This window comes from Bradyrhizobium australafricanum, assembly GCF_020329495.1.
GTDB classification, from domain to species: Bacteria; Pseudomonadota; Alphaproteobacteria; order Rhizobiales; family Xanthobacteraceae; genus Bradyrhizobium; species Bradyrhizobium australafricanum.
The window spans coordinates 1-14,476 of record NZ_JAGKJL010000007.1 but is presented as its reverse complement, the minus strand read 5'-3'; the positions used below and the strand labels follow the sequence as shown (position 1 = coordinate 14,476).

At 64.5% G+C, this 14,476-nt stretch carries 16 protein-coding genes; 7 read left to right on the top strand and 9 right to left on the bottom strand.

Annotated elements, in window-relative coordinates:
* From J6525_RS08450 to J6525_RS08435, 4 genes are read right to left on the bottom strand one after another with little or no spacing between them, the layout of a single operon-like run.
* The gene (locus tag J6525_RS08450; RefSeq protein WP_225643588.1) at window positions 1–594 is read right to left on the bottom strand and encodes a 3-phenylpropionate/cinnamic acid dioxygenase subunit beta; all 594 of its coding nucleotides are present in this window, start codon (window positions 592–594) and stop codon (window positions 1–3) included.
* Between the two features lie 31 nt (window positions 595–625).
* Window positions 626–1,432 (bottom strand): SDR family NAD(P)-dependent oxidoreductase, encoded by an 807-nt coding sequence (locus tag J6525_RS08445; protein ID WP_092089969.1) that lies wholly within the window; start codon window positions 1,430–1,432, stop codon window positions 626–628.
* A complete protein-coding gene (locus J6525_RS08440) occupies window positions 1,429–2,778 on the bottom strand; it encodes an aromatic ring-hydroxylating oxygenase subunit alpha (protein ID WP_225643586.1) in 1,350 nt (449 codons plus the stop codon). Before J6525_RS08440 ends, J6525_RS08445 begins: the two co-directional genes overlap by 4 nt.
* A 56-nt stretch (window positions 2,779–2,834) precedes the next feature.
* Window positions 2,835–4,070 (bottom strand): ABC transporter substrate-binding protein, encoded by a 1,236-nt coding sequence (locus J6525_RS08435; protein ID WP_225643584.1) that lies wholly within the window; start codon window positions 4,068–4,070, stop codon window positions 2,835–2,837.
* Window positions 4,071–4,201: 131 nt separating this feature from the next.
* Here J6525_RS08435 and J6525_RS08430 point away from each other — a divergent pair, with 131 nt between their 5' ends.
* Window positions 4,202–4,999 (top strand): IclR family transcriptional regulator, encoded by a 798-nt coding sequence (locus tag J6525_RS08430; RefSeq protein ID WP_225643582.1) that lies wholly within the window; start codon window positions 4,202–4,204, stop codon window positions 4,997–4,999.
* Here the strand turns inward: J6525_RS08430 and J6525_RS08425 are convergent.
* Window positions 4,975–5,898 (bottom strand): ketopantoate reductase family protein, encoded by a 924-nt coding sequence (locus J6525_RS08425; RefSeq protein WP_225643580.1) that lies wholly within the window; start codon window positions 5,896–5,898, stop codon window positions 4,975–4,977. The genes J6525_RS08430 and J6525_RS08425 overlap by 25 nt on opposite strands.
* A 199-nt stretch (window positions 5,899–6,097) precedes the next feature.
* Here J6525_RS08425 and J6525_RS08420 point away from each other — a divergent pair, with 199 nt between their 5' ends.
* Together J6525_RS08420 and J6525_RS08415 are read left to right on the top strand one after the other, a co-directional pair.
* The gene (locus tag J6525_RS08420; RefSeq protein ID WP_225643578.1) at window positions 6,098–6,913 is read left to right on the top strand and encodes an ABC transporter ATP-binding protein; all 816 of its coding nucleotides are present in this window, start codon (window positions 6,098–6,100) and stop codon (window positions 6,911–6,913) included.
* Complete coding sequence (locus tag J6525_RS08415; RefSeq protein ID WP_225643575.1) at window positions 6,913–7,698, top strand: ABC transporter permease; 786 nt, start codon at window positions 6,913–6,915, stop codon at window positions 7,696–7,698. The genes J6525_RS08420 and J6525_RS08415 overlap by 1 nt, the downstream gene beginning before the upstream one ends.
* On the opposite strand, the gene J6525_RS08410 is transcribed toward J6525_RS08415, so the two are convergent.
* Window positions 7,695–8,537, bottom strand: a complete 843-nt coding sequence (locus J6525_RS08410; RefSeq protein ID WP_092090313.1) for a helix-turn-helix transcriptional regulator — start codon at window positions 8,535–8,537, stop codon at window positions 7,695–7,697. The genes J6525_RS08415 and J6525_RS08410 overlap by 4 nt on opposite strands.
* 92 nt (window positions 8,538–8,629) lie before the next feature.
* On the opposite strand from J6525_RS08410, the gene J6525_RS08405 reads away from it, so the two are divergent.
* Window positions 8,630–9,514, top strand: coding sequence for an SDR family oxidoreductase (locus J6525_RS08405; protein ID WP_225643573.1), 885 nt, complete (start codon window positions 8,630–8,632; stop codon window positions 9,512–9,514).
* A gap of 72 nt (window positions 9,515–9,586) precedes the next feature.
* On the opposite strand, the gene J6525_RS08400 is transcribed toward J6525_RS08405, so the two are convergent.
* Entirely contained in the window at window positions 9,587–10,912 is a 1,326-nt protein-coding gene (locus tag J6525_RS08400) for a 4Fe-4S binding protein (RefSeq protein ID WP_225643571.1), read from the bottom strand.
* Window positions 10,913–11,132: 220 nt separating this feature from the next.
* Entirely contained in the window at window positions 11,133–11,582 is a 450-nt protein-coding gene (locus J6525_RS08395) for a cupin domain-containing protein (RefSeq protein ID WP_092090315.1), read from the bottom strand.
* Window positions 11,583–11,763: 181 nt separating this feature from the next.
* On the opposite strand from J6525_RS08395, the gene J6525_RS08390 reads away from it, so the two are divergent.
* The 3 genes from J6525_RS08390 to J6525_RS08380 are packed head-to-tail and all read left to right on the top strand — an operon-like array spanning window position 11,764 to window position 14,265.
* The gene (locus tag J6525_RS08390; protein WP_225643570.1) at window positions 11,764–12,789 is read left to right on the top strand and encodes an ABC transporter substrate-binding protein; all 1,026 of its coding nucleotides are present in this window, start codon (window positions 11,764–11,766) and stop codon (window positions 12,787–12,789) included.
* A 12-nt stretch (window positions 12,790–12,801) separates the two neighbouring features.
* Window positions 12,802–13,503, top strand: coding sequence for an NUDIX hydrolase (locus tag J6525_RS08385; RefSeq protein WP_225643568.1), 702 nt, complete (start codon window positions 12,802–12,804; stop codon window positions 13,501–13,503).
* Window positions 13,504–13,518: 15 nt separating this feature from the next.
* Complete coding sequence (locus J6525_RS08380; RefSeq protein ID WP_225643566.1) at window positions 13,519–14,265, top strand: substrate-binding domain-containing protein; 747 nt, start codon at window positions 13,519–13,521, stop codon at window positions 14,263–14,265.
* Here J6525_RS08380 and J6525_RS08375 read toward each other — a convergent pair.
* Window positions 14,196–14,456 carry a transposase gene (locus J6525_RS08375; RefSeq protein WP_225643564.1) on the bottom strand — a complete coding sequence of 87 codons (261 nt, stop codon included), beginning with the start codon at window positions 14,454–14,456 and terminating at the stop codon, window positions 14,196–14,198. The genes J6525_RS08380 and J6525_RS08375 overlap by 70 nt on opposite strands.
* Window positions 14,457–14,476: the final 20 nt, after the last annotated feature.

The following is a 14,476-nucleotide window of genomic DNA, read 5'->3' as shown; positions in this document are numbered from 1 at the left end:
TCAGAAGAACGTGGTGAGATTCTTGGCCAGCAGGACATTCTGTTCAAGCAATATCTCGCGCCGCGCGATCTTCCAGCCAGTGTCGGTCAGGCGTAGCGCGTCGTTGCGGCGGCCGACGAAGATGTAGGTCTCGTACTCGACGCGGTTCTGATAGACGAGGAAGCGGCTGGTGACATCGAGCTCATGGGCTGCATCGATGTCGGGCCGCGCGCCCTTGATCTGCGCATTGCTGACCATATGCGTGATCCGCGACAGCGGCTCCTCAGCATAGTGCACCCCGGTCAGGATCTGCTCGACCCGCTTGGTCAATGTCCATTTGTCTTCGTCGAACCAGCTGATGCCTTCGCCGCGTTTGGTGTTCTCGCGCGCAGCTTGCTGGCCGAACTTCACGTTGCGGCGGATCGGCATGAAATAGCTGATGTCGTCGGTGAGTAGCTCGAGCCAGTCGCGGAAGCGCCGGTCGTCGAGCAAATCGGCCTCGTGGTAGTAGAAATCCTCGACATCGGCCTTCAGCCGGTAGTAGGCCGCCGATCGCTCGATCGCAGCGTTGCCGGCGTGTTGTTGTTGGTCCTGATCCTGAACGGTCGTCGTCATCGCTATCTCCTCATCAGGCATCGCAGGGTTGTCAGAGCGCCGGCTTGGGCGGAATCGGTCCGCCCTGCTGGGCGAAGCAGCCGACATCGATCACGGTGCCGGACAGCGTTTCCGCTTCCGGCGACAGCAGGAAGGCGACCACATTGGCGATGTCGTCACCGGCGGCGACGCGACCCGCGGCGGTGCCCGGCGCGCCCTTGCCGAAACGCGCCGCATCGCCGCCGACACGGCCGAGGCTCATGCCGCTGACGATGCCGCCGCCGCCGGGAATCACGGTGTTGACGCGAATACGCTGGTGGAAGAAGTCGTAGGCCATCGCTGCGCTCAGCGCGACAACGCCGCCCTTGCTTGCGCTGTAGACCGCCATGTTCGGCTTGCCCCAGCCGGCGCCGGAGCCGACGTTGACGATCGAGCCGCCGCCTTGCGCGATCATGTGCGGGATCGCGGCGCGGCTGGTCAGATACGGTCCCTTCAGGTTGACGGCGATGATCCGGTCGAACAGCGCCTCGTCGGTGTCGAGCACCGTGCCGAGCGGGCCGATCGCGGCGTTGTTGACGACGCCGTCGATGCGCCCGAACCGCGCCATCGCGTGGGCGACCACCTTGGCGACATCGCCGGCCTGCGACACATCGGCTTCCATCAGTTCGGCCGAGAGCCCTTCGCGATCAAGCTCCTCGCGCAGGGCCGGAATGGCGTTCTGCGCGGTACTCGAGACCTGCGCCGCCTCGAGACCGAAGGCGACCACCGCGTGGCCGCGCCTGGCGAGGCCGAGCGTGATCGCGCGGCCGATGCCGAAGGTGCCCCCGCTGACGAGGACGGTTTTTGCGGGCGCGGTCATTCTGCGGCCTGCCGGTTGCCAGCGGGTGATCCGAGCAGCTCGTGCCAGTCGCCGCCCTGCATGTAAGTGGTCCAGCGGCGATAGAAGCCGCGCGCGATCTGCTCGGTGACTTGCGTCGAGACATCGCCGCCGAGCGGATGATCGGTGACGTAGGCGCCCATCGACTGCTGATAGTTGAAGGGATAACGCCGCGCCACCGTGCCGGTGCTCGCCGCGGTGGCATAGAGCCAGTTCTCCATGTCGTCCTGTTCGGTCATGCCGGCCGGGCCGGAGTAGCGCATGTAGTAGCGGCGCAGATATTCCTTGGCTTCCTTCGGGGCGTCCTTGTCGACCAGGAAGAAGCGCCAGCCTTCGGTCGAGGTCGGGCTGTGCGGATGCCACGCGCAAAGTCCGCGCGGCTGGCGGCCGTGATAGGAGGTGTTGGGGAAGATCGTGCCGACGAACGGCAGCAGCCGCGCCCCTTCGCCGAGTCGCCGCTTGCGCTCCTCGAAACAGTGTCGGAAGTATTTTTCGAGGATCGGGTTGTCGAGGAAGGACTCGATATATTCATTGGCCTCCGGCTGGATCGCGCTGTGCACGCCATGGCCTTCCGGAAAGCTGATCCAGACGTGCTGTGCCTTCTCCAGCTCGTCGTCGCGGCGGCCCTTCTTGCCGGCGGCAGCGCTCGGCCCGATGCCGATCAGGTCGACCGAGCGATGGCTTGGATTGTGATAGGTGTCGCCGAGGAAATTCTCAGCAGCGAATTTCCAGTTGGCGGGGAACACCCATTTGTGGACGCCGATCACCTCGGAGCCGCCCTCGCGGCCGTCGCGGCAGTCGAGCGCCTGGTCGAGATGGATCTTGGCATCGCCGAGATAGGTGATGAAGTCGGGCGCGTCCTTGTCCCAGGTCGCCCAGATCGAGCCCTTGTAATTGCAGAGCTTCGCCACCGAGATCAGCGAGTTGGCGTCGCGGTCGAGCACCCCGTCGTACAGCGTCCGGTGCAGCGGAACGCCCTGCAGCTTGCCGTCGGTGGTGTAGGTCCAGCTATGATAGGGGCAGGTGAACAATGACGTGTTGCCCTGCTCGTAGCGGCACACCTTCATGCCGCGGTGCCGGCACGAATTGAGAAAGACGTGGATCTCGCCCTTCTTGTCGCGGCAGAGGATGACGGATTCCTCGCCCATCCGCGAGGTGTAGAAATCGCCGGGATTGGGCACCAGGCTTTCGTGCCCGACCAGCAGCCAGGCGCGGGTGAAGACCTTGTCGAGCTCCTGCCGATAGATATCGGCATCCACGAAGATCTCGCGGCTGATGAAGCCACCCTTGACGTCAACAAGCTGATCGAAATCGTTGCGAAGCGGCATCGGCTCCTCCTTGATCTTGCATGCGCGACCGTACGTCGCGGCGATAATGGTGCGTCCTACTTGTCGAGCTTGCAGCCGCCCGTTCCCTCGGGGCGGAACGCCTTGTCGCCGGGGATGGCCGCGATCTTCTGGTAGTAGTCCCAGGGATATTTGCTCTCGTCCGGCTTCTTCACGCGGTAGAGCGAGAGGTCGTAGACGACGCGGCCGTCTTTGCGGATGTGCGCGGGGCGGCCGAAGAAATCGACCGGCAGCTTGCGCATCTCGGCGTTCACCGCCTTCGCCTCGTCGCTGCCGCCGGCCTCGATCGCCTTCAGATAGTGGCGCACGGCGGCGTAGGTCGCGGCCTGCAATTTGGTCGGTTCACGTTTCTCGATCTCGATGAAGCGCTTGGCGAAGGCGCGGGTGCCGTCGTCATCATCCCAGTAGTATTGGGACGCGATGTACATGCCCTGCGCGTCGCGCAGGCCGATCGAATGAACGTCGGAGATGAAGGTCAGCATGCCGACGATGGTCTGCCCGCCCTGTTGCAGGCCGAATTCGTGGGTCTGCTTCACCGCGTTGACGGTATCGGCACCAGTGCCGGCCAGCGCCACCACCTTGGCGCCGGAGCTCTGGGCGGCCAGCAAAAAGGACGAGAAGTCGGTGGTGTTGAAGGGATAGCGCACCGCGCCGATCACCTTGCCGCCTGTATCGGTCACCGCGCGCGAGGCATCCTTCACCATCGCGGTGCCGAACGAATAGTCGACCGCGACAAAGAACCATTCCTTGCCGACGCGGCGGCTCAGCTCGCCGACCAGGCCGGCCGACAGCGCGTAGGTGTCGTCGGCCCAATGCGTGACGACGGGCGAGCATTTGTCGCCGGTCAAATCGGACGTCGCGGCGCCCGAGACCAGCGCGGTGCGGTTGCTCTGCGTTGCAAGGCCGGCGACGGCGAGTCCGACCGAACTCACGGCGAGATCGGTCACCGCGTCGACGTGTTCGACGTCGAACCATTGCCGGGCGATCCCGACCGCGACGTCGGGCTTGTTCTGGTGATCCGCCGAGATGATCTCGATCGGCTTGCCCAGCACCTTGTTGTGAAAATCCTCTGCGGCAAGCTTGGCGGCGGTCACCGAGCCCGGCCCGCCGAGATCGCGGCCGCTGCCGTAGTCACCCAGCACCGCAATCCGGACCACGCCGTCCGAGATATCAGAGCCGTCGGGTGCGGCGTACGCCAGCGGCGTCGAGAGCATCAGCGTGGCGATCGCGGCGACGGCCCATCTGCGCGAGGTGTTTGTCTCCAGCAATTCCAATCCTCCCGTCGATTTTTCGTATGTCCATTTAGTGGACATTGTTCTCATAATTTGTCATGGTATCCGCGGGGGCCGATTGGTCAAGCGCGCTGGATGCAGCGCGCCCCTGCCGATTTTGCGGATGTGGACGGATGGCAAAGAAACCGAAGGCGGAAGTTCAGGACGCCGAGCAGGGGGCGTCAGGCGTGCGGGCGGTCGACCGCGCCATCGCGATCCTGCAATGCTTCACGCCGGATCAGCCGGCGATGAGCGTGATCGAGATCCAGAAGCGGGTCGGGCTGAGCCGGCCGACGCTTTATCGCCTGCTGCAGACGCTGGCGCAGCGCGACCTGATCCAGGCCGAAGGCGACCCGCAGCGCTTCCGGCTGTCGCACGGCGTGATGAAGCTGGCCCATGTCTGGCTGAACGGTCTCGAGGTGGTCGCGATCGCCCGCCCGGTGGTCGAAGGCCTGCGCGAGGCGACCGGCGAGACCGCAGCGTTGTTCCGCGAGCAGGACGATCGCGGCATCTGCATCCTCGAATGCGAGAGTCGTCACGTGCTCTCGATCAGCCGCGGCGTCGGTCACAGTCTGAGCCTGATCCAGGGATCGACCGGCAAGGCGATGCTGGCCTTCATGGACCCGAAGCGGCAGGCCGCGCTTCTTGCCGGCATGGCAAAGAGCGCGGATCGCGCGCGGCTCGAGGACGCGCTGACCTTTGCGCGGCGCAACGGCTATGCGACCAGCCATGGCGAGATCTTCGCCGGAGCGGTCGCCGTCTCCGCGCCGTGTTTCGACCACCGCGGCGAGGTCGTCGGTTCGGTCGGCCTCTACGGACCGAGCGCGCGCATCGACGAGCGGAAGCTACTGGAATATTCAAAGCTGGTGCGCGAGGCCGGCCGGCAGATTTCGGTCCTGCTGGGCTATCAGGACGGCGCGCCCATCGCATAGGGCTTCAACACCGCATAGAGCATGTCGTGCGTCGGCGTCGGGACGCCGAGCTTGCGGCCGAGCTCGACCACCTTGCCGTTCAGCCACGGCAGTTCGAGCCGGTTGCCGCGCTCGAGATCGAGCGCCATGGAGGCCTTCATCGCCGGCGGCGCGTGTCCGATGAAGTCGAGCACTTTCGTCAGCGCATCCGGCGGCAGCTTGATGCCGCTGGCGTGCGCGACGGCGATGATCTCCTCGCAAGCCGATACGAAGAGCGGGCGCAAATCGGGGTCGTCGCGCAGCTTGCCGATCGGCAGCCGCGTGACCGCGGTCATGCCGGCATTGGTGGCGAGGCCGACGAACTTCATCCAGAGCTCGGCGTTGATCTGCTCGCTCAAGGTCGCGTCGAAGCCGGCCTTCAGGCAGAGATCGAGCAGCGCCTTGCCGCGCGGCGTGATGCGGCCGTCGAGCTCACCGAAGATCATGCGCATGAAGGTGCCGACCTGGTTGATGACGCCAGGCTTGATGATCGAGGCCGAGATCTGCGCCACGCCGCCCATCACGGCGTTGCGTCCCAGGATCGGGACCAGCCTGTCGGGCGCGTCGATGCCGTTCTGCAGCGGGATCACCGCGGTGTCGGGGCCGACCATCGGCCTGATGTGTTGGCCGGCGCTCTCGACGTCCCACAGCTTGACGCAGAACAGCACGATATCGACGCGGCCGACGCTTGCCGGATCGTCGGTCGCCTGGGTCGGGACCAGATGGGTTTCGCCGCGGCCGCCCTGAATCTTCAGCCCCTCGCTGCGCATGGCGGCCAAATGAGCGCCGCGCGCGATAAAGGTGACGTCCGCGCCGGCATGCGCGAGCGCCGCACCAAAGCCGCCCCCGACGCCTCCGGCGCCCACCACTGCGATCCGCATGATTGTCTCCTTGTCCGTCGCTTTGGCCCGCAGCCTCGACGATGTCGGCGCAATGCGCAACCCGGTCGCGCAATTGAGCAACCCTGGCCTGTCTGAAAATCGCGTGACCACAGCCTTGTTTGCTAGGCCATCTTCCTGCGTTGACTTGCCCGCCCGAACCGCTAAGCCATCTCGGAAAGTTCGGGAGGGATGCGTGGCGATGACGGAGCCGACGGCGGTCGCGCTTGACAGTGCGACGGTGGCGTTTCGGTTGGCGGATGGACGCGTCTATACCGCGGTCGAACAGGCCAATCTTTCGGTTGATCATGGCGAGTTCGTCGCCATTGTCGGACCGACTGGATGCGGGAAATCGACGCTACTTAATGTCACGGCCGGGCTGCTCAAGCCCGCGGCCGGAACGGCAAGGATCTTCGACAAGCCGCTGAGCGGCCTCAACCGTGATGCCGGCTACCTGTTCCAGGCCGATGCACTGTTCCCCTGGAAGACCGCGATCGACAATGTCGCGATCGGGCTCGAGATATCAGGCACGCCGCGCACCGAGGCGCTCGCGCGCGCGCAGAAATGGCTGACCTCGGTCGGGCTCGGCGCCTTCGCCAATCGCTATCCGCACATGCTCTCGGGCGGCCAGCGCAAGCGCGTCGCGCTGGCGCAGGTCCTGATCCGCGATCCGAAGATCCTCCTGATGGACGAGCCGTTCGGTCCGCTGGACGCCCAGACCCGGCAGATCATGGGCAATCTGCTGCTGGAATTGTGGAGTGCTGACCGCAAGGCGGTGCTGTTCGTCACCCACGATCTCGAGGAAGCGATCGCGCTGGCCGATCGCGTCGTGATCATGTCGGCCGGTCCTTCCGCGCGCATCATCGGCGACTGGCGCATCACGTTGCCGCGGCCGCGCGACATCGCCGAGATCCGGATGGAGAAGGATTTCCATGCCCTGCACCGCGAGATATGGGGCGTGCTGAAGGACGAGGTGATGAAGGGCTATGTCCAGTCGACGCAGGCGGGAGCTGCCTGATGTCGCGCGTCACGCTGTTGTCCTTGCAGGTTCTGGTCGCCGTCGTCACGCTGGCGCTGTGGCAGGTCTTTTCCACCGTGCCGGTGTTCGGCAAGGTGCTACTGCCGCCGTTCTTCTTCTCCAATCCGATCGACGTCTTCAGCCAGATCGTGAAATGGTTCTCGACCGGGGTGATCTGGAAGCATCTCGCGATCACGTTGTGGGAATCCATCCTCGCCTTCGTGATCGGCTCGGCCGGCGGCATTCTGGTCGGCTTCTGGTTCGCGCGCCAGCCGCGCGTCGCCGCGGTGTTCGATCCCTACGTGAAGATGGTCAACGCGTTGCCGCGCGTGGTGCTGGCGCCGATCTTTGCGCTGTGGTTCGGGCTCGGCGTCTGGTCCAAGGTCGCGCTCGGCGTGACCCTGGTGTTCTTCATCGTGTTCTTCAACGTCTACCAGGGCGTCAAGGAAGTACCGACCACGGTGCTCGACAATGGCCGCATGCTCGGCATGAACGAGCGGCAGCTGATGCGCCACGTCTACTGGCCGTCGGCGTTGTCCTGGATGTTCTCCTCGCTGCACACCTCGGTCGGCTTTGCGGTGGTCGGCGCGGTGGTCGGCGAATATCTCGGCTCCGCCGCCGGCCTCGGCTACCTGATCCAGCAGGCCGAGGGCGTCTTCGACGTCGCCGGCGTGTTCGCAGGCATGTTCGTGCTGTCGGCCTTCGTCATCCTGATCGACATGGGCGTGACGATGGTCGAGAATCGGCTGCTGGTGTGGCGGCCGACGCCGGTGACGCGGGACTAGGGCACTGCCGGCGCGGCCTCGATCAACCCGCGAATCTTCTCCGCCACCTCGGGGTCGATCGGGTTGTAGACGATCATGCTGAGGTCGGGCCGGCCGTCGACCGCGAACGCCGAATATTCGAACTTGACCGGGCCCAGGATCGGATGCCGGAGCTGCTTGACGCCTTCGCCGTGCGTTCGCACGTCGTTGTCGCGCCACAGCGCCGCGAATTCCGGACTGAGCCGGCAGAGCTCGTCGACGAACGGTTGCACCTCGGCAGCGGCGCCGGCGCGTGCCGCGTCCACCCTGAAGGCGCCGACCACGAAGCGCGCCACACTGGCCCAGTCATGTTGTGCTGCGCGGACGCGCGGATCGAGGAACATGAAGCGCAGCACGTTGCGTTCGCGCGGCGGCAGGGAGCTGTAGTCCGTCAGCATCACGGTCGCGGCCCGGTTCCAGGCGACGATATCCCAGGTCGCGGTGCGTATCACGGCGGGGCGCGGCTCCAGCGCGTCGAGCACGCGCTGCAGCCGGGGCGTGACCCCTTCGCTCTTCTGGTAGCGCACCTCGGGCGTGCGGCCGAGGCCGAGCAGGAACAGATGCTCGCGCTCGACATCGGTCAACATCAGCGCACGCGCGATGCGGTCGAGCACATCGGCCGAGGGCGCGCCGCCGCGGCCCTGTTCGAGCCAAGTGTACCAAGTCGCGCTGATGTTGGCGCGCTGCGCCACCTCTTCGCGGCGCAGGCCCGGCGTGCGCCGCCGCTCCGGCGGAAAGCCGAACACGGCCGGATCGAGCTTGCTGCGGCGGTCCTTCAGGTAGGCGCCGAGCAGGTTCTCTTGCGCGAGCGGTTCGCTCATCCTGTTAGCTATTATACCATGATAAGGTCACTACTTTAACAGGATAGCGCGCAGGGCCAGATTTGTCTCCAACGAAACCTGGAGACTTCCTCATGCGTGTGTTCGTCACTGGTGCCACCGGATTCATCGGCACGCCCGTCGTCAAGGACCTGATCGCCGCCGGACATCAGGTTCTTGGCATGGCCCGTTCGGACGAGGGCGCGAACGCGATCTCTGCCCTTGGTGCGGAGGCTCTTCGCGGCTCGCTCGAGGACCTTGATAGCTTGCGCAAGGGGGCAAGCGCTTCGGATGCTGTCATTCACCTGGGCTTCGTTCACGACTGGTCCAATTTCGCGAAGAGCTGCGAGATCGACCGCTGCGCCATCGAAGCGCTGGGTTCTGTTCTGGCCGGATCGGACAGGCCGCTGATCGTGACCGGGGGCTTGGCGGGATTGGCCAAGCCCGGCGAGATCGCGACTGAGGACCAAACGATATCGCCGGATTTCCCATTCCCCCGCGTGTCGGAACAGACGGCCCTGGCGCTGAATGGCGTCCGCGCGTCGGCCATGCGTCTTCCCCAGGTTCACGATCCTGTCAGGCAGGGTCTCATCACCCCCTTGATCGCGGTGTACCGCGAAAAGGGCGTGTGCGCCTATCTCGGCGACGGGCAAAATCGTTGGCCGGCGGCGCATGTTCTCGACGTGGCGCGCCTCTACCGGCTGGCCATCGAAAAGGCTGAGCCGAACGCAAGGTATCACGCCGTCGCGGAAGAGGGGGTCTCGATGCGCGATATTGCCGAAACGATCGGACGGCGGCTGAAGCTGCCGGTCAAATCCATCGCCCCGCAAGAGGCGCAAGCCTTCTTTGGCTGGCTCAGCACGTTCGCGGCATACGACATGGCGGCTTCCAGCGAGCAGACGCGCAGGAAGCTTGGATGGCAGCCGACCGGGCCGGGGTTGATTGCCGATCTCGAACAGCTGGTCGATTCCGCGCAGTAAGAAGCAGCGCAGTAGGATGCGTAGGGTGGGATAGCCGAAGGCGTAAGCCACCCTACGCATCTACGCTGCGGCTCAGAGCGGGAAGCACCGCATGTAGGCGGCGAACAATGCTTCGTCGCTGTAGCTCACCAGCTTCGCGGCAATCGCGTCGGCCAGTTCGAGGTCGCGGTTCTGCACGCGCAGCCAGGCCTGGGTATCGGCGGTGATGGTCAGAGCCGCCTCTCCGACATGCCGTCCCGGCACCACCTGGAGATCCTTGCCCTTGATCGCAACGGTCATGTCCAGCGCGCTCGTGCCGGTGAAGCGCAGATGCGTCACGAAATCCAGACCTCGGGCCCTGCCGCGCTGGAATCCGAGCGAGAGCGAAAAGATATAGGCCTGCAGGCTGCCGGTATGGCGGCCGGACGTGACATGCTGAAGCTTTTTGTGCGGAAAGCGCCGCGTCACCGTGTCCTCGGCGTCGGTATCCGGGATCACGTAGACGAACTCGTCCTTGTCGATCAGCGGCTGCACCACGTCGGCGAAATGCCCGTCGCGATCGTGCAGGAAGGGGCCGATCACGTCTTCGCCGGCCGGGCAGGCCGAGATGCAATAGGCCGCCTTGTAGCCCGGCTTGAACGACAGCGATTGCCAGATGTTCAACGTCTCGGTGCGGGGAACGCGGGCGCGATAGTCCCTTGCGTCCTTTGCATCCGCGACCTTCTCCACCCATTGCGAGAAGTTGCCGAGAAAGTCGTGATAGTTGTGGGTGTGGCAGGACAGGAAGTCGAAGCCGCCGTCGGGCTTGATGGCGCCGACCGGGCAGGCGGCGACGCACAATTTGCACTCCAGGCAGGGATTGTAGTCGATCGGATGGTCATGGGCGTCGACCTCGCATCCGAGCAGGATGGTGCCGAGCAGGACGAAGCTGCCGAATTTCGGGTGGATGACGCTGCGATGGATTCCCATGCGGCCGAGACCGGCTTCCACCGCGATCGGCTTGTGCTGAACCATCATGATCCTCGGCAGATCCATCTCCATCGGGAACGCGGCAACCGAGTTGCAGGCCGGGATGCCGTGCTCGTCGAGCGCGCGAACGATGGCGCGCGCGGCTTCGTTGACGTGATCGTAGGTGCTGTGGAATTCCTCGTTGGCGACCGAGCGCGATGGCGAGCGCACCGGCTCGCGGTTCATGTGGCAGACGATCGCGAGCAGGGAGCGCGTCCGGCCATAGACCTTGCGAATGAAGTCCCGCTGCGGCGCGATGGCGGCCCGTTCGAACTCGATGATGCCGACATCATCGGCTCCGCATCTGCGCGCGATGTCCTTGATCAGTTCCGATGAAACCGGGACGTCGCGGACCGGTTCGCTGCTGCGAGCGCGCACAGCCCTGACCGTGGGGTGATCGTCCAGGCTCATGGGTCTAGCTTTCTATGAAATGACGATCGTCATACTATGGAGCGAACGAACTTGAGGCAAGTGAATTATCTGTCAAGTGTCATATCATGGAACCGGCGCTGGCGCGCGCGCGACTTTCGTCATTGCGAGGAACGAAGCGACGAAGCAATCCATGGGTCCGCCTATCCGGAGAGATGGATTGCCTTCGCTTCGCTCGCAATGACGTTGAGGATGGCCGCAATCAATCCAGCAGCTTGGTATCATCCGGCGCCTGCGGCGGCGTCTTGATCGCGATGGCCTTGATGGCGCGGCCGTTCGGCTTGGTGCCGCCATGCGGCGTGCCCTTCGGGATCACGATCAGGTCGCCCGGCTTCACCGTCACTTCCTTGTCGCCGAGCCAGACCGTGCCGGTGCCTTCGAGGACGAACTGCATCTCGTTGGTGTTGGGATGCATGTGCTTCGGCACGTTGCCGTCCTGGATCGAGACGGTGGCGCCGTCGGCCGAGACGAACATCTTGGAACGGAAGCCGACCTTGTTGGCATCGCCGAGCTTGGCGCCCTCCATCTCGCCGGTGTGGATGACCTGCGCCGTGATGTTCTCGGCGGCGAGCGCCGGCCGCAGCAAATGGGTGACGCCACAGCCCGCGGCAAAGGCGGTAGCGATCGACAGCGCGGTTGCAATACGATTCATGAAGACCTCCCTTGATGTTCCCCTGAAGTATTCTTGGTGCTTCTAGCTTTGGCGCTTCTTCGGCGTTTTCTTGTAGCCACGATGCTATGCCGCAGCCGCAGGCTTGACCAGCTGTCGGAAAGTCGCCTTCTCAAGGCCTGCCGGCTCCTCTATCTTGCCGGCCAGTCGAACGGAGGACGTCATGAACAAACTGCTTGGCAAGCTTGCCGGAATGCTGTTGGCGCTGACCCTGTCCACGGGCCTTGCCGCGGCGCAAAGCAAGATCACCATCGCGGTCGGGGGCGGCGCCTGCCTGTGCTATCTGCCCACCGTGCTGGCCAAGCAGCTTGGCGAATACGACAAGGCCGGGCTTGCGGTCGAACTGGTCGACCTCAAGGGCGGCTCGGACGCGCTCAAGGCCGTGCTCGGCGGCAGCGCCGACGTCGTCTCCGGCTATTTCGACCACTGCGTCAATCTCGCGGCCAAGAAGCAGGAGCTGCAGGCCTTCGTGGTCTATGACCGCTATCCCGGCCTCGTGCTGGTGGTGTCGCCGAAGCACACCGGCGAGATCAACTCGATCAAGGATCTCGCCGGCAAGAAGGTCGGCGTCAGTGCGCCGGGCTCCTCGACCGATTTCTTCTTGAAATATCTGCTCAAGAAGAACGGCCTCGATCCGGCCGGCGCCGCCGTGATCGGCGTCGGTCTCGGCGCCACCGCGGTCGCGGCGATGGAGCAGGGCCAGATCGATGCTGCCGTGATGCTCGATCCTGCCGTTACCGTGCTGCAGGGCAGCTACAAGGACCTCAAAATTCTCAGCGACACCCGCACCCAGCACGATACGCTTGCAGTGTTCGGCGGCGAATATCCCGGCGGCGCCCTGTATTCGACCGCGGCCTGGGTCAACGGCCACGAGAAGGAGGTGCAGGCGCTGACCAATGCGATCATGGCGACGCTGGCCTGGATCCATTCGCACAGCGCCGAAGACATCATGGCCAAGATGCCCGACGAGCTCGTCGGCAAGGACAAGGCGCAGTATCTCGCGGCCCTGAAGAACACGATCCCGATGTATTCCGAGACCGGCAAGATGGACCCCAAGGGCGCGGAAGCCGTGCTCGCGGTGTTCAGCGAGGGCTCGCCCGATGTCGCCAAAGCCGGCATCGACGTCACCAAGACCTACACCAACAAGTTCGTCGACCAGGTCAAGAAGACGACCGGAAACGCGAAGTAAACACGTTCGGATATGCAGTCTCCGCTCATTTGTCGTGTCACCGCGCTCGACCTTGCCTTGCAGCGGCGTCCCTGGCCGTTTGCGGACGAGCGGCGCGTCGAGATTGACGCGCATTTCGCCGAGCAGCAGCGGCTGAACCCGAACCTGTGGAACGGCCGCGTCCTGCTCGGGCGCGATCCGGTCTTCGCCGGCGAGCGGCTCAGCGCGAGCTATTTCGAGACCGATTTCGCGAGCTTCCTCGCCTGGCGCGACTGGGGCTTTCCGGACAGCGAGGTGTTCAACGGTTTCGGCATGGGTGCGCTGCTCGCCAGCGACGGCGCCTTCGTGTGCGGGGTGATGGGCGAGCAGACCGCGAATGCCGGGCGCATCTATTTTCCCTCCGGCACGCCCGACCTCGACGATATCAGGGGCGACACGGTCGATATCGCCGGCAGCGTGATGCGCGAACTCGAGGAGGAGACGGGACTGTTGCCGTCGGATTGCCGCGGCGACGCCGACTGGCACTGCATCTACACCGGGCCTGCGCTTGCGATGATGCAGATCCTGCGCGTCGATATGCCTGGTGACGCGCTGCGGGAGCGGATCGAGGCCAATCTCGCGCGCCAGGCAAATCCGGAGCTTGCCGGCATCCATCTGGTGCGCAGCCGCGCCGATATCACTCCTGCAATGCCGCGCTTCGTCACCGCGTTCATCGAGACGCAGCTGCCGGTCTAGGCAAAGGAATGCGCAATGACCGAGCAAGGCACCGCTGCCGCTGCACCGACACCGGCAATCGCCGATGGCCCCAAAACGATCAAGGTCATCATTTCGGGTGGATTCGCCGCGGTCTATCGAGACGTGCTGCCTGAATTCGAGCGAAGCACGGGCATCAGGGTGGAGACCGGATCGGGCGCGTCGGGGGGCACCGGTCCGAAGACGATCAGGCACCAGCTTGCGAACGGCACCAAAGCGGACGTGGTTATCCTTTCGCGTGAGGGACTTCGAAGTCTGATCGAAGATGGCCGAATTCGTGTGGGATCGGAAGCCGGACTGGCGACGGCACCTTTGGCCGCGGCGGTTCGGGCGGGCTCTTCCAGGCCGGACATCGGCGATGATGTCGCGCTCAGGCAGGCTTTGATCGACGCCGGCGAGGTGGTGGCGCCGAGCAGCACGAGCGGACAGTACGTCCGCGACAAGGTTTTCCCCAGGTTGAACTTGCCGGACACGGTCAGGCTCACCCTCGAGGCACGCGGAACCGAGGCGGCCGAAGCGCTTAGAGCAGGTAAGGCAAATCTCTCGATCGGTCCGACCAGCGAACTGGTTCAGGAGAGCGGCATCGAAGTTGTCGGCCTGCTGCCGCCAGATCTCCAGCTGGTCCAGACCTTCACGGCCGCGATCGTCAGCGACGCGCTAGGACCGATCGACATTCATTGCATCCAGATCATTGCGGCAGCGAGATGGATGAAGCCGGTAAAGTTGTCAGATCGCCTGTCATAACGGGTTGCCAAGCGTCGGAAGTGTTTGAGCTGGCAAAAGCAGCGCTCGATGCGGTTGCGCTGTTTGTATGCGTCGGCGTCGTGCGGAATGATGATCCTGCGGGTGCGGTTTGACGGGATCACCGCCGTTGCGCCGATTTCCGCGATGATCGCGCGCAGGGCGTTGCTGTCATAGGCCTTGTCGGCGAGCACGGCATCGCCGCTCTGGCCGT

Excerpts from the sequence above, each read along its gene's own strand:
- J6525_RS08385 (WP_225643568.1), top strand. The coding sequence starts at position 12,802 with ATGCAGTCTCCGCTCATTTGTCGTGTCACCGCGCTCGACCTTGCCTTG.
- J6525_RS08450 (WP_225643588.1), bottom strand. The coding sequence starts at position 594 with ATGACGACGACCGTTCAGGATCAGGACCAACAACAACACGCCGGCAAC.
- J6525_RS08415 (WP_225643575.1), top strand. The coding sequence starts at position 6,913 with ATGTCGCGCGTCACGCTGTTGTCCTTGCAGGTTCTGGTCGCCGTCGTC.
- J6525_RS08420 (WP_225643578.1), top strand. The coding sequence starts at position 6,098 with ATGACGGAGCCGACGGCGGTCGCGCTTGACAGTGCGACGGTGGCGTTT.
- J6525_RS08430 (WP_225643582.1), top strand. The coding sequence starts at position 4,202 with ATGGCAAAGAAACCGAAGGCGGAAGTTCAGGACGCCGAGCAGGGGGCG.
- J6525_RS08395 (WP_092090315.1), bottom strand. The coding sequence starts at position 11,582 with ATGAATCGTATTGCAACCGCGCTGTCGATCGCTACCGCCTTTGCCGCG.
- J6525_RS08405 (WP_225643573.1), top strand. The coding sequence starts at position 8,630 with ATGCGTGTGTTCGTCACTGGTGCCACCGGATTCATCGGCACGCCCGTC.
- J6525_RS08440 (WP_225643586.1), bottom strand. The coding sequence starts at position 2,778 with ATGCCGCTTCGCAACGATTTCGATCAGCTTGTTGACGTCAAGGGTGGC.
- J6525_RS08445 (WP_092089969.1), bottom strand. The coding sequence starts at position 1,432 with ATGACCGCGCCCGCAAAAACCGTCCTCGTCAGCGGGGGCACCTTCGGC.
- J6525_RS08410 (WP_092090313.1), bottom strand. The coding sequence starts at position 8,537 with ATGAGCGAACCGCTCGCGCAAGAGAACCTGCTCGGCGCCTACCTGAAG.
- J6525_RS08380 (WP_225643566.1), top strand. The coding sequence starts at position 13,519 with ATGACCGAGCAAGGCACCGCTGCCGCTGCACCGACACCGGCAATCGCC.
- J6525_RS08390 (WP_225643570.1), top strand. The coding sequence starts at position 11,764 with ATGAACAAACTGCTTGGCAAGCTTGCCGGAATGCTGTTGGCGCTGACC.
- J6525_RS08425 (WP_225643580.1), bottom strand. The coding sequence starts at position 5,898 with ATGCGGATCGCAGTGGTGGGCGCCGGAGGCGTCGGGGGCGGCTTTGGT.
- J6525_RS08400 (WP_225643571.1), bottom strand. The coding sequence starts at position 10,912 with ATGAGCCTGGACGATCACCCCACGGTCAGGGCTGTGCGCGCTCGCAGC.